Source organism: Pseudoduganella plicata (genome assembly GCF_004421005.1).
GTDB classification, from domain to species: domain Bacteria; phylum Pseudomonadota; class Gammaproteobacteria; order Burkholderiales; family Burkholderiaceae_D; genus Rugamonas; species Rugamonas plicata.
This window is the reverse complement of sequence record NZ_CP038026.1, coordinates 1685971-1700724: the sequence shown is the minus strand read 5'-3', so window position 1 is coordinate 1700724 and position 14754 is coordinate 1685971. Positions and strand designations below refer to the sequence as shown.

The 14754-nt window shown below is 65.4% G+C and carries 8 protein-coding genes; 6 read left to right on the top strand and 2 right to left on the bottom strand.

Annotated features, from left to right (window positions below):
* Positions 1–192 precede the first annotated feature (192 nt).
* Positions 193–861: a glutathione S-transferase family protein gene (locus tag E1742_RS07425; RefSeq protein WP_134384271.1), complete on the top strand. Its 669-nt coding sequence runs from the start codon at positions 193–195 to the stop codon at positions 859–861.
* A gap of 204 nt (positions 862–1065) precedes the next feature.
* Here the strand turns inward: E1742_RS07425 and E1742_RS07420 are convergent, their stop codons facing one another.
* On the bottom strand, positions 1066–1275 hold the full coding sequence (locus E1742_RS07420; protein WP_134384269.1) for a cold-shock protein: 210 nt from the start codon (positions 1273–1275) through the stop codon (positions 1066–1068).
* 451 nt (positions 1276–1726) lie between these two features.
* Positions 1727–2794, bottom strand: coding sequence for a UDP-galactopyranose/dTDP-fucopyranose mutase family protein (locus E1742_RS07415; protein ID WP_276528548.1), 1068 nt, complete (start codon positions 2792–2794; stop codon positions 1727–1729).
* 445 nt (positions 2795–3239) lie between these two features.
* On the opposite strand from E1742_RS07415, the gene E1742_RS07410 reads away from it, so the two are divergent.
* The 5 genes from E1742_RS07410 (at position 3240) to E1742_RS07390 (ending at position 14744) form a co-directional block, all read left to right on the top strand.
* Positions 3240–4766, top strand: a complete 1527-nt coding sequence (locus E1742_RS07410; protein ID WP_134384266.1) for an efflux RND transporter periplasmic adaptor subunit — start codon at positions 3240–3242, stop codon at positions 4764–4766.
* Complete coding sequence (locus E1742_RS07405) at positions 4763–7858, top strand: efflux RND transporter permease subunit (protein ID WP_134384264.1); 3096 nt, start codon at positions 4763–4765, stop codon at positions 7856–7858. The genes E1742_RS07410 and E1742_RS07405 overlap by 4 nt, the downstream gene beginning before the upstream one ends.
* Entirely contained in the window at positions 7855–11112 is a 3258-nt protein-coding gene (locus tag E1742_RS07400) for an efflux RND transporter permease subunit (RefSeq protein WP_134384262.1), read from the top strand. Before E1742_RS07405 ends, E1742_RS07400 begins: the two co-directional genes overlap by 4 nt.
* Positions 11109–12500 carry an efflux transporter outer membrane subunit gene (locus tag E1742_RS07395; protein WP_134384260.1) on the top strand — a complete coding sequence of 464 codons (1392 nt, stop codon included), beginning with the start codon at positions 11109–11111 and terminating at the stop codon, positions 12498–12500. Before E1742_RS07400 ends, E1742_RS07395 begins: the two co-directional genes overlap by 4 nt.
* 111 nt (positions 12501–12611) lie before the next feature.
* Positions 12612–14744, top strand: coding sequence for a S46 family peptidase (locus E1742_RS07390; protein ID WP_259772432.1), 2133 nt, complete (start codon positions 12612–12614; stop codon positions 14742–14744).
* Positions 14745–14754 lie beyond the last annotated feature (10 nt).

Genomic DNA, 14754 nt, shown 5'->3' with positions numbered 1-14754 from the left:
TCCCTGGTAAGTGGCGGCCCACGATGCGCTGGTCGGCCCGGCCAGGGGACTGACCCCCGTTTTTAGCCGGCGTTCAACGCAGGTTTCCAGCCAGCGTTCGAGCGCCGGTTTTTAGCCGGCGCTCCACCGCCGGTTTTTCATCCGATGTCCGCCGCCATGGGCACGAAACAACCCGGAAGAAAGAGGAAAGCCATGCCGCTCCAGCTATACGGTCACCCCTTCTCGTCGTACACGCAAAAAGTGCTGATCGCACTGTACGAAAACGCCACCCCGTTCGAGTTCCGCTGGATCGGTCCGGACGCGCCGAACGGCGCCAACGCGGCAGCCGAGTGGCTGCGGTTGTGGCCCTTGCGTCGCTTCCCGGTACTGGCCGACGGCAGCCGCACGGTCGTCGAAACCAGCATCATTATCGAATACCTGCAGCTCCGGCATCCGGGCCGCCTGACGCTGCTGCCGGCGGACCCGATGCCGGCACTGGACGTGCGCTTCCTCGACCGCTTCTTCGACCTGCACGTCATGAACGCCATGCAGATTGCCGTTAACGGCGCGCTCACGGGCGATCCCGTCAAGCGCCGCGACGGACTGGCCGAGTCGGTCGAGAAACTGGAGCGCGCGTACGCGTGGCTGGAGGGGACGCTGGCCGGCCGGACCTGGGCGGCAGGCGAGGCGTTCACGCTGGCCGACTGCGCAGCAGCCCCGGCGCTGTTCTACGCCGACTGGACGCATCCCATTGCCGAGACTTATCCGGTACTGCGGGACTACCGCGCGCGGTTGCTGCAACGGCCATCGTTCGCCCGCGCCGTGGACGAGGCGCGGCCGTTCCGGCCGTATTTCCCACTGGGGGCCCCGGAGCAGGATTGACCCGGTCGCGCGCGGTGCGGAACTGTCACGGACGCGAAACGGAGGAAACCGGTGCCTGTCGGTGGTTTTAAAAACCGGTGACAGGCACCAGTTTCCAGGCAACGGTGCCTGCCGCCTGACACCGCAGCACGACGGTTGCCTGACAAAACCGCTTCATCATGAAAAAAGCCCGCTGCAAGCGGGCTTCATCAGGGCGCGGATCGGTCAGATCGCGCGGATATTGCTGGCTTTTTCGCCTTTGGGACTGGGCGTGCGTTCGAACGAGACGCGCTGGTTTTCCGAGAGGCTCTTGAAGCCTTCCGCCTGCACGTCCTTGAAGTGGGCGAACAGATCCGATCCGCCGCCATCAGGGGTGATAAAGCCGAAGCCTTTTGCGTCGTTGAACCATTTTACAGTGCCGGTTTGTACAGTCATGTCTGATCCTCTGGTTAATCGATGGATGGGCAGGGCCCGGATGGCGCACCAGACAACTAAAAGGAGCAAGGGGATCGGACAGGAATTGCCCGGACGGGCAAGACGGGACACAGGCCAACGATGACTCGCTTTACTTGATGTGCGAGATTTGAATATATACGGGGACCGGGCCGTTTGACCAATGATATCGACAGTCCGTTGTCGTGCAAACAACGCGGCAATTATATCGGGCGCGCGTGCGTGCAAATGCCGACAGCGGCGGATATCCGCCCGTCATTCTATGTTGCCGAAACTTCCGTCTCCGCACTGCTGCCAGTTGCTCAATCATCCATACGGGTGCCGATGACGGGATGATGACGGTCATCGGCGCCGCCGGGAAGGCAAGCTCGTCAACGCCCCGTTCCGACAGCACCGTGCTGGCGTGTGCCGAAGCCCGCTGAATCCGACGATATCAACCCAGCGGATTGATGACGAATGCCGGCATCTGGGTCTTGCTGTTGGCGCACTCGAGGAACTTTTCGGCGGTTTTCAGCGCTTCGTCGATCGTGACGTCCATATCCAGGTAGCGATACGTGCCCAGGCGGCCGACAAACGTCACATTCGTTTCCTGCTCGGCGATATTGATGTACTTCTCCAGCTGGATCTTGTCGTTGGCCATGCGGATCGGATAATACGGCGTGTCTTTTTCTTCGCACTGGCGGCTGTATTCGAAATAGCACAGCGTGCCTTCATGCTGCTCCCATGGCGAGAAATGCTTGTGCTCGGTAATACGGGTATAGCGCTGCGAATTGTCGCAATAATTGACAACGGCCGTGCCCTGGTAATCGCCCTGGTCGCGCAGTACCTCGAAATCCAGCGTGCGGTAAGGCAGGCGGCCTTCCTGGTGGCCGAACCATGCGTCGATCGGGCCGCTGTAGAACACGTGCGAATAATCGCTTTTCAGTGCCGGATCGAATGCCGTGTTCAGGTGGACGGTAATGCCCGGCACATCCAGCATTTTTTCCACGATTTCCGTGTAGCCATTGGCCGGCATGCCCTGGTATTTGTGGCTGAAATAATTGTCGTCGTAATTGAAGCGCACGGGCAGGCGTTTCAGGATGCTGGCCGGCAGTTCGCTCGGCTGCATGCCCCATTGCTTGACGGTGTACGTTTTGAAGAAAGCCTCGTACAGTTCGCGGCCCACGAAGCGCAGCGCCTGGTCCTCGAACGTGACGGGGTTTTCAATGGTCTTGTCGCCCAGCGACGTGAGGAACTGCTGCGCCTCGGCCGGCCGGAACGTCTTGCCGAAGAACTGGTTGATCGTCAGCAGATTGATCGGCAGCGTGAACACGCGGCCATTCGTGATGGCCTTGACGCGGTTCGTATAGGGCTTCATCTCGCCGAACGAATTGATGAATTGCCATACCCGCTCGTTATCGGTGTGGAAAATATGTGGGCCATAAACGTGCACCATCACGTTCGTTTCCTTGTCGCGCTCGGAATGGCAATTGCCCGCGATATGCGAACGCGATTCGAACACTTCGACCTGATAACCTGCCTTGGCAAGCTGGTTCGCAATGACTGCGCCCGAAAACCCGGCCCGATGATTGCTACGTTTTTACTCATCTCGCGTACTCACTTCTAGTTTTGGTGGATGCCACAATATTGGCAAGCTGCCAGCGAAATCCGGGCAGCAGGACGTGGTCAGATTAGCACGACCGTCGAAAATGCGTTGCACAATAGACCACAGGAAGCGGTTGTATTGACGAGGCCGCTTTCAGCAGCGGAACAAGACGCCACAGCGGTGACAGGCACCAGCCGCCGTTCGCATCCCGCCGGTCGGCAGAACCGATCACTTGGTAACGTATTGTTTCCACTCTGTAAAGATAAGCAAACCCGTGCGGAGTGCCCAATACGCTGTGTTAGAGTCGATTCGGCTATCGGCATACCACTATCGAAACACAGCAAAAACAAGGACTTCCACGATGACGCCAGCAGCGCCCTCGAACCCTCCCGGTCAACCTCAACCTCGCCAGAAACCCCGCAGCCGCCGCGCGCGCGTGATCGGCGGCGTCATCGCCATCGTGGCCATGGCCGGCCTGGGCTGGCTGGCATGGCACCTGACGCATCGTCCTCCGGCACAGGGCGCGGGCGCGATGGCCGGGCCGGGCGGCCCCGGCGGCCCTGGCGGCGGCCGGCGCGGCGGTCCGGCCACGACGGTGGGGGTGGCGACAGCCGAACTGGCCGATCTGCCCGTGACGCTCGATGCGCTGGGCACCGTCACCGCCGCGGCCACGACGACCGTGCGGCCGCAGGTCTCCGGTATCCTGCAAAAGGTGCTGTTCAAGGAAGGGCAACTGGTCAAGGCCGGCCAGGTGCTGGCGCAGATCGATCCGCGCCAGTTCGAGATGGCGCTGCTGCAGGCTACCGGCCAGCGCCAGCGCGACGAGGCCCAGCTGGAAAACGCCCGCCTGACCCTGGAACGCTACCGCACCTTGCTGTCGCAGGATTCGATCGCGCGCCAGGAAGTGGACACGCAGGCGGCACTCGTCAAGCAGCTGCAGGGTACCGTCATGACGGATCGCGCGGCCGAAGGCACGGCGCGGCTGAACCTGGGCTATACGAAAGTGGTGGCACCGATCACGGGCCGCGTGGGCCTGCGCGTCGTCGACGTCGGCAACCTGGTCAGCGCCGGCGATGCGACCGGCATCGCCGTCATCACGCAGCAGTCGCCCATCGACGTGGAATTCGCGATCCCGCAGGACAGCGTGCCGGACATCATGAACCGCGCCACCACGGGCGCCGTGCTGCCAGCAATGGCATACGACCGCACCCGCACCGAGGTGCTGGACGAAGGCCGCTTCTCGGCGCTGGACAACCAGGTCGATACGCAGACGGGCACCGTCATGGCCAAGGCCCGCTTCGACAATGCGAAGATGACGCTGTTCCCCATGCAGTTCGTGAACGTGCGGCTGGAGCTGCGCAGGATCAAGGACGCGGTGATGGTGCCCGTGACGGCGCTGCGCCACGGCAGCACGGGCGATTATGTGTATGTGCTGAACGGCGACCGCACCGTATCGCTGCGCACCGTCAAGCGGGGCCAGGCCACCGTTGACAAGGTGCAGATCATCGAAGGCGTCAAGGCCGGCGAGCAGGTCATCACGGAAGGCGCCGACCGTCTCAAGGACGGCGCGAAAGTAACGCTGCCGGGCGATAAACCGGGTGCCGGGCGACGTGGCGACGGCGCAAAAGGCGAGAACCAACGCCGCCGCGCGGACGGCGCGTCCACCGCACCGGCCGGCACGCCGGACGTGGCACCCGGCTCCGTCGCCACCGATGCGGCCAAGATGCGGCCGCACCGTACGGGCGAGTCGCCGGGCGGGCGCGAACGCACGATGCCGGAAGAGGGCGGCCGCAGCGGCCCGGGCAGCGCGGCGGACGGCTCCAGTTCGGCGCGCGGCGTCAGCGGACAACCCCAGGGCCAGTCGCCGGCGGCGGGCAACGCACGATGAGTCCATCGGCACCGTTCATCCAGCGCCCCGTCGCCACGGCGCTGCTGATGCTGGCGATCGTGCTGGCGGGCCTCGTCGGCTTCAGGTTCCTGCCGCTCTCCGCGCTGCCGCAGGTCGATTTCCCGACCATCCAGGTGCAGACGCTGTACCCGGGCGCCAGTCCCGAAGTGATGGGCCAGACGGTTACTGCACCATTGGAGCGCCAGTTCGGCCAGATGTCCGGGCTGCAGCGCATGAGTTCCACCAGCGCGGCCGGCGTCTCCATCATCACGCTGCAGTTCGGCCTGGGCCAGACGCTCGACGTGGCCGAACAGGAAGTGCAGGCCGCCATCAACGCGGGCGGCTCGCTGCTGCCGACGGACTTGCCGGCGCCGCCCGTCTACGCCAAGGTCAATCCCGCCGACGCGCCCGTGCTGACACTGGCCATCACGTCCGACACGATGCCGCTGACGGAAGTACAGAACATCGTCAACACCCGCCTGGCGCTGAAGATCAGCCAGGTGACGGGCGTCGGTCTCGTCACGCTGTCCGGCGGCCAGCGTCCTGCGGTGCGCATCCAGGCCGATACGCTGGCGCTGGCCAGCTACGGCCTGGGTCTGGACACGCTGCGTACTGCAATCTCGAACGCGAATGCCAACAGCGCCAAGGGCTCGTTCGACGGTCCTACCCGCTCGTTCACGATCAACGCCAACGACCAGCTGCTGACCGCCAACGACTATAAGAACCTGATCGTCTCCTACCGCAATGGCGCCCCGGTGCGCCTGCTGGACGTCGCGCGCGTGGTGGACAGCGCGGAAAACGTCCGCCTGGGCGCGTGGGCCAACCTGAAGCCTGCCATCATCCTGAACGTGCAGCGCCAGCCGGGCGCCAACGTCATCGCCACGGTGGACGCGATCAAGGCGCGCCTGCCGGAGCTGCAGGCCGGCCTGCCGACGGCCATGCGTGTGGACGTGCTGAGCGACCGCACCACGGGTATCCGCGCTTCCGTCGAACACGTGGAGATCGAGCTGCTGCTGGCCGTTGTGCTGGTGGTTCTCGTCATCTTCTTCTTCCTGCACAGTGTGCGCGCCACCGTCATCGCCAGCCTGGCCGTGCCGATCTCGCTGATCGGCACCTGCGGCGTCATGTACCTGCTGGGCTACAGCCTGAACAACCTGTCGCTGATGGCGTTGACCATCGCCACCGGCTTCGTGGTCGACGATGCGATCGTCATGATCGAGAACATCGCCCGCTATATCGAGGAGGGCGAGACGCCGATGGCCGCCGCACTGAAGGGCGCCAAGCAGATCGGCTTCACCATCATCTCGCTGACGGTCTCGCTCATCGCCGTGCTGATTCCGCTGCTGTTCATGGGCGACGTCGTGGGCCGGCTGTTCCGCGAGTTCGCCATCACGCTGTCGATCACGATCCTCATCTCCGCCGTCGTCTCGCTGACGCTGGTGCCGATGATGGCCGGCCGCTGGCTGACGAGCCACAAGAACGACGAACCTGGGAGCTTCGGCGCACGCGTGCAGCGTTTCTTCGACAAGGTCGTGTTCCACTACGACCGCTCGCTGCAGTGGGTGCTGGCACGCCAGGGCCTGACCCTGCTGGTGGCGCTGGGCACGCTGGTGCTGACGGTGCTGTTATATATGCTGATCCCGAAAGGGCTGTTCCCCACGCAGGACACGGGCCAGCTGCAGGCCCGCATCGAATCGGCGCAGGCCGTTTCGTACAGCCGCATGGCGAACCTGCAATTGCAGGCGTCCGAAGCGATCCTTGCGGATCCGGCCGTGGAGTCCATCAGTTCCTTTGTGGGTGTGGATGCGGCCAACAACACGATGCTGCACACGGGCCGCATGTTGATCAACCTCAAGCGGGACCGCGGCGACCAGGCGGAGACGATGGAGCGGCTGCGCCGCCGCGTGGAGGCAGTGGCCGGCGTGCGGATCTACCTGCAGCCGACCCAGGACCTGACCATCGACGCGGAGACCGGCCCCACGCAGTACCGCGTCTCGCTGGAAGGCGCGGACACGGCCACCGTGACGGAATGGGCCAACAAGCTGACGGCGCAGATGCAGGCCAAGGCGCAGCTGCGCAACGTCACGTCCGACGCCGGCGCGACGGGCGCCGCGGCATACGTCAGCATCGACCGCGATACCGCATCGCGCCTGTCCGTCACGGCTGCCGCCATCGACGATGCGCTGTACAGCGCTTTCGGCCAGCGCATCGTCTCGACCATTTTCACCGAGACGAACCAGTATCGCGTGATCCTGGAAGCGGAGCCAGGTAGCCTGACGACGCCGGCGTCGCTTGGCGACCTGCAGATCCGCACCGGCAGCGGCAAGCCAACCCCGCTGTCGGCAGTGGCGACCATCGTCGAGCAGCCGGCGCCGCTGCAGATCACGCACGTGGCCCAGTACCCGGCCACCACGCTGGGCTTCGACACGGCGCCGGGCGTCTCGCTGGGCCGCGCAGTGGACGAGATCCGTGCCGCGGCACAGGAAATCAAACTGCCGGGTTCCGTCACGCTGACGTTCCTTGGCGCGGCCGGCGCCTACCAGGCGTCGCTGACGAACCAGCTGTGGCTGATCCTGGCCGCCGTCGTCTGCGTCTATATCGTGCTGGGTGTGCTGTACGAAAGCTATATCCACCCGCTGACGATCCTCTCGACGTTGCCGTCGGCCGGTGTCGGCGCGCTGCTGGCCCTGATGATTTCGGGCCAGGACCTGGGCGTGATCGGCATCATCGGCATCATCCTCCTGATCGGCATCGTCAAGAAGAACGCCATCATGATGATCGACTTCGCCATCGAGGCCGAACGCGACGAAGGCAAGGCGCCGCAGGTGGCGATCCACCAGGCCGCGCTGCTGCGCTTCCGGCCGATCCTGATGACCACACTGGCCGCCCTGTTTGCCGCCGTGCCGCTGATGCTGGGCTGGGGAGAGGGCGCCGAACTGCGCCGCCCGCTCGGGCTGGCGATCTTCGGCGGCCTGATCGTCAGCCAGATGCTGACGTTGTACACGACGCCGGTGATCTACCTGGCGTTCGACCGGCTGGGCCAGCGCTTCGGACGCAAGGGTGACCGGCGCGTGGAGGGTGTGGCGTCGTGAACCTGTCCGAACCGTTTGTCAGGCGGCCCATCGCCACCGTGCTGCTGACCATCGGCATCGCGCTGGCGGGTATCGGCGCGTTCTTCGTGCTGCCCGTCTCGCCGCTGCCGCAGGTCGATTTCCCCGCAATCTCCGTGTCGGCCAGCCTGCCGGGCGCGAGCCCGGACACGATGGCCAGCAGCGTCGCGACGCCACTGGAGCGGCGCCTGGGCGTCATCGCCGGCGTGAACGAGATGACGTCCAGTTCGTCGAGCGGATCGACCCGCATCAACCTGCAGTTCGACCTGAATCGCAAGATCGACGCGGCCGCGCGCGAAGTGCAGGCAGCGATCAATGCCTCGCGCGCCGACCTGCCATCCACGCTGCGCAGCAATCCAACGTACCGCAAGGCCAATCCGTCCGATGCCCCCGTGATCATCCTGGCACTGACGTCGCCCACGCGCACGCCGGGCCAGATCTACGAGGCCGTGTCGAATATCGTGCAGCAGAAGCTGGCGCAGGTGAAGGGCGTGGGCGACGTGGAGATCGGCGGCGGTTCGCTGCCGGCCGTGCGCGTCGAGCTGCTGCCGTATGCGCTCAATCGCTACGGCGTGTCGATGGAGGACGTGCGCGCGTCGCTGCAGGCGACCAACGCCAATCGGCCCAAGGGTGCGCTGGAAGGCGACGACCGGCGCCTGCAGATCTATTCGGCGCCTGCCTCCGGCGCGGGTTCGCAACCGGGCCGGCCCTCGGCCGCGGACTACCGCGACCTCGTCGTGGCGTGGCGCGACGGTTCGGCGATCCGGCTGCGCGACGTGGCGACGGTCGAAGACGGGGCGGAAAACAAGAACACGCTGGGGCTGTACAACGGCGACCCGGCCGTTATCGTGCTGCTGCGGCGCCAGCCGGACGCCAACGTCATCGAGACCGTGGACAGCGTGCGCGCGCTGCTGCCGCAACTGCAGGCGCAGCTGCCGCAGGACATCCGGCTGGCGGTGGCGTCGGACAGCACCAACTCGATCCGCTCGTCGCTGCACGAGATCGAAATTACGCTGGTGATTTCCGTGATTCTGGTGGTGCTGGTGGTCAGCGCGTTCCTGCGTAATGTGCGGGCGACGGTGATCCCGGCAATAGCGACGGTTGTCTCGCTGCTGGGCACCTTCGGCGTGATGTACCTGCTGGGTTTTTCGCTGAACAACCTGTCGCTGATGGCGCTGACGGTGGCCACGGGCTTCGTCGTGGACGACGCCATCGTCGTGCTGGAAAACACGGCGCGGCATATCGAGGCCGGCATGGACCGGTTCAAGGCGGCGCTGCTGGGCGCGCGCGAGGTGGGGTTCACCGTGCTGTCCATCAGCCTGTCGCTGGTGGCCGTGTTCATTCCGCTGCTGTTCATGGGCGGCCAGGTGGGCCGGCTGTTCCGCGAATTTGCCGTGACGTTGTCCGCCGCCGTGATGATTTCCCTCGTCATATCGCTGACGACCACGCCGATGATGTGCGCCTGGCTGCTCAAGGCGGAGCACGACGGCAAGCCGCCGGGCCGCATTGCGCGCGCGTTCGAGCGTGGCTTCCTGTGGCTGCAACGGGTGTACGAACACGCGCTGGACTGGGCGCTGCACAGCCTGTGGCTGGTGATGTTCATCCTGGCATTCGTCGTCGGCCTGAACGTCTACCTGTTCGCGGCAGCACCGAAAGGCTTCTTCCCGCAACAGGATACGGGGCAGCTCAATGGCGGCCTGCGCGCCGACCAGAGCATCTCGTTCCAGGCCATGCAGCAGAAGCTGCGCCAGCTGGTGGACATCATCCGCAAGGATCCTGCCGTGGCAACCGTCGTCGGTTTCACCGGCGGCTCGCGCGCCGGCGGCGGCTTCATGTTCGTCAACCTGAAACCGGCCGACGAGCGCACGGAGTCCGGCCAGGCCGTCATCGCCCGGCTGCGCCCGCAGCTGGCGAAGGTGACGGGCGTGTCGCTGTTCCTCAACCCCGTGCAGGATCTGCGCATGGGCGGACGTTCGTCCAACTCCACTTACCAGTACACGCTCAAAAGCGACAACCGCGCCGATCTGCAGGCGTGGGCGACGAAGCTCGCCGATTCGATGAAGGCCCAGCCCGCGCTGACCGATATCGACACCGACCAGCAGGACAATGGCGTGGAGACCTTCGTCACCATCGACAAGGAAACGGCGGCGCGCCTGGGGCTCAGCGTGCGCGACGTCGACAATGCGCTGTACAACGCTTTCGGCCAGCGCCAGGTGGCAACGATCTACGATGAGCTCAATCAGTACAAGGTCGTCATGGAAGTGGCACCGGAGTATGCGCAGAGTCCCGAGGCGCTGCGTGACGTGTACGTGCCGTCGAAGGCAGTGACGACATCGACGACATCGACGGCATCGACCGTGACAGCCGCGGCCAACGCCAACAGCGCCGCCAACAATGCGCAGGGCCAGCGCGACACGTCCACTGGCGCGGCCCTCAGCACGGCGGCCACGAACATGGTGCCGCTGTCGGGCATTGCCTCGTTTGCTGAAAGCGCCACGCCGACGTCCGTCAACCACCAGGACGGCGAGCTGGCGACGACGATCTCGTTCAACCTGGCCGAGGGCGCCACGTTGGGCGATGCCCAGGAGGCGGTGAAACAGGCCGAAGCCGACATCGGCATGCCGAACAATGTGCGCGGCAGCTTCCAGGGGCAGGCGAAACAGGCGGAGGAATCGAACAAGCAGCAGCCCATGCTGATCCTGGCGGCGATCGTGGTCATATATATCGTGTTGGGCATCCTGTACGAAAGCCTGGTGCACCCGATCACGGTGCTGTCCACATTGCCTTCCGCTGGCGTGGGCGCCGTGCTGGCGCTGCTGATGTTCCGCATGGAGTTCTCCATCATCGCCCTGATCGGCGTGTTCCTCCTGATCGGCATCGTCAAGAAGAACGCGATCCTGATCATCGACTTCGCCCTCGACGCCGAACGGGCGCGCGGCCTGAGCGCGGCGGAAGCTGTGCGCGAAGCGTGCCTGCTGCGTTTTCGTCCGATCTTGATGACGACGCTGGCCGCTGCGCTGGGCGCGCTGCCGCTGGCCATCGGCTTCGGCGAAGGCTCCGAGTTGCGCCAGCCGCTGGGCATCGCCATCATCGGGGGCCTGATTGCCAGCCAGCTGCTGACGCTCCTGACGACGCCCGTCGTCTATATCCTGCTCGACCGGCTGCGTTCGCGCAGCCCCGACGAACACAAGCTCGCCCGTCCGCACGACGGGCACGACCTGCCAGTGAACCCATGAAGAAGAACGCCATTTTCCGTCCGACCGCCATTGCCTGTCTCGTTGCCGCCTTGAGCGGCTGCGCCGTCGGTCCGAAGTACGAGGTGCCCGCCACCGCCAATCCCGCGCATTTCAAGGAGGCCGAAGGCTGGGTTCCGGCTGCGCCGGCCGATGCGCTCGACCGCGGCCACTGGTGGACGCTGTTCGGCGACGCGACGCTGAACGAACTGGCGGCGGCCATCGACGTCAACAACCAGAACGTGGCGGCTGCAGTGGCCGCGTATGCGCAGGCGCGCGCCGTGGTGGCGGAGCAGCGCGCGGCGCTGTTCCCCGTGGTCAGCCTCAGTGGCTCCGGCACCCGCTCGGGCGGTGGCGACTCGCGTACCGCCAACAACTACCGCGTCAACATCGGCGGCAGCTGGGAGCCGGATATCTGGGGCCGGCTGCGCGCGGGCGTGACGGGCGCGCAGGCCAGCGCACAGGCCAGCGCGGCGGAGCTTGCGTCGGCGCGGCTGTCGGCGCAGGGCGAGCTGGTGGCCAACTACATCGGCCTGCGCCAGACGGATGCCCAGCTGGAAATCCTGAACACGACGGTCGAAGGCTACAAGAGGGTGCTGCAGATCACGCAGAACCGCTTCAACGCGGGTATCACAGCCCGCTCCGACCTGCTGCAGGCACAGACGCAGCTGTCCAATACGCAGGCCGACCAGCTGACGCTGATCCGCCAGCGCGCGCTGTACGAGCACGCCATTGCCATCCTGCTGGGCAAGGCGCCCGCCGACTTCACACTGCCTGCGGCGCCGTGGACGCTGGCGGTGCCGGAGGTGCCGGTCGGCGTTCCGTCCGCGCTGCTGCAGCGCCGACCCGACATCGCCGCGGCGGAGCGGCGCGTGGCCATCGCCAACGAGCAGATCGGCATCGCCCGCGCGGCGTACTTCCCCTCATTGAGCCTGTCGGCGTCGTACGGCTACGGCGCCAGCCAGACGGCGGGGCTGTTCAATGCATCCAACAACCTGTGGTCGCTGGGCGTGTCCGCGGCGCAGGCCATCTTCAATGCCGGCGCCATCTCGTCGCGCGTGGAACAGACCCGCGCCGCGCGCGACGTCGCCATTGCCCAGTACCGCCAGACGGTGCTGAACGCGTTTGCCGACATCGAGGACCAGCTGTCGGCCACGCGCACCCTGGCGCAGCAGCAGGAGCTGCGTCGCGCTGCCTCGGAGGCGGCCGACCAGGTCGAGCAGCAGATGATCAACCGCTACCGGGCCGGCCAGGTCAATTACACTGAAGTGGTGAACGCGCAGGTCACGGCGCTTTCGGCGCGCCGGGCAATGGTGCAGGTGCAGGCGGACCGGCAGACGACAGCCGTGGCGCTGATCCAGGCGCTGGGCGGCGGCTGGCACGCCGAGTAAGCGCAAGGCCGGGCGCCCTGCGGCGGGGCCGGCGGGCGGGTGGCTTTCCACATCGGGGCAGTGGGCTTATACTGCCGTGGCTCAAGCAGCCTAACCATCGGGGGAACCATCTTGTCGTTCAAAAAACTTGTACTGCCAGCCGCGCTGCTGGCCGCCTGCGGTACCACCGTGGCGGACGAAGGCCAGTGGCAGCCGCACCAGATGCCGCAACTGAAAGCGGAACTCAAACGTATCGGCATCGAGATTCCCGCCGAGCGTATCTCGGACCTGTCGAAGCATCCGATGAGTGCCATCGTCTCGCTCGGCGGCTGCTCCGCGTCGTTCGTGTCGCCGGACGGCCTGGTCGTCACCAACCACCACTGCGCCTACGGTGCGATCCAGCGCAACTCCACAGCGCAGAAGAACTATATCGTCGACGGCTTCCTTGCCAGGACGCGCGCCGAAGAGCTGCCGGGCGGTCCCAACACGCTGGTCTACGTAACCGACAAGGTGGAAAACGTCAGCGCCCGCGTGCTGCAGGGGCTGGAGAACGTGGGCGGCAAGGCGCGGCACGAACTGATCGAACGCCGCATCAAGGACCTGATCGCCGAGTGCGAGACCGACAAGACCTACCGCTGCTCCGTGCCGGCATTCCACCGCGGCCTGGAGTATTACCGCATCCGCCAGATGATGATCCGCGACGTGCGCCTCGTCTACGCGCCGGCCGACATGATCGGCAACTACGGCGGCGACATCGACAACTACGAATGGCCGCGCCACACGGGCGACTACTCGTTCCTGCGTGCCTACGTCGGCAAGGACGGCCGTCCCGCCGAGCCGTCGCTGGACAACGTGCCCTATCAATCGAAGGACTTCCTCGTCGTCTCCGCCGAAGGGCTGAAGGCCGGGGACCCGATCCTGCTGGCCGGCTACCCTGGCCGTACCAGCCGCTACAAGCTGCCGTCGGAAATCCGCTACGCGCAAAAGATTAGCTACCCGGCCCAGGTGGCCGAATACCAGGCCGACCTGGACACCATCGCCGCCGCGACGAAGGCCAAGGCCGACGACGAAGTGCGCTATGCGTCGGTGGTCAAGTCCATCAACAACCGCATGAAGAAGACGCAGGGCCTGCTGGACGGTTTCGCCCGCAAGGACATCGCCGCCATCAAGGACGTGCAGGATGCCGAGTTCCGCGCCTGGTATGGCAAGCAGCCGAACGTGTCGCGGACCATGCTGGCCGAACTGGACGCGGCGATCGCCGCCGACATGGCGCTGGAGCAGGAGCAGTTCGCGTGGAACGTCGCCACCAACAGCGACATGTTCAAGAGCGCCCGCACGCTGGTACGGCTCGCCGAAGAGCGCAAGAAGCCCAACGCCGAACGCGAGGCGGGCTACCAGGAGCGTGACCTGACCTTCATCAAGGCGCGCCTGACCCGCCTGGAGCAGTCGTACGTGGCCGGCGTCGACCAGGCCCGCTTCGTGGCAGGGTTGCAGCGCTATGCGAAATTGCATAAGCGTCCGCAGGGGCTGGACGCGCTGCTGCCAGCCGTCGCCGACGTGCCCGCGCTGTACAAGGGCACGAAGCTCGGTGACACGGCTACGCGCCTGGCACTGCTGGACAAGGATGCGGCCGCGCTGGCGCAGTCCGATGACGCCTTCATCCGCCTGGCGCTCAAGCTCAACGCCATCGACCGCGCGCTGGAAGACCGCTCCAAGGAAGTGGAAGGCAATCTGGAAAAGGTCATTCCGCAGTACATGAGCGCCGTTATCGCGTGGAAGAAGTCGCAGGGCAAGCCGGTCTACCCGGATGCCAACTCCACGCTGCGCGTGACGTACGGCACGGTGGCGCCTTACTCGCCGAAGGATGGCATCTCGAAAGGCCCCTTCACGACCGTCGAAGGCATCGTCGAGAAGCACACGGGCAAGGATCCGTTCAACGCCCCGGCCAAGCTGATGGAAGCGATCAAGGCCAGGCGCTACGGCCAGTTCAAGGACCCTGTCCTGGGCACGGTGCCGGTGAACTTCCTGTCCAGCGCCGACACCACTGGTGGCAACTCCGGCTCCGCGATCGTCAACAAGCGCGGCGAGCTGGTGGGACTGAACTTCGATTCGACCTACGAGTCGATCACGAAGGACTGGTACTTCGACCGCGACATCACCCGTGCCATTCACCTGGACGTGCGCTACATGCTGTGGGTGATGAAGGAAGTCGACCATGCGGACAACCTGCTGCGCGAAATGACGATCAAGTACCCGCGCAAGTAATTCCGCCATC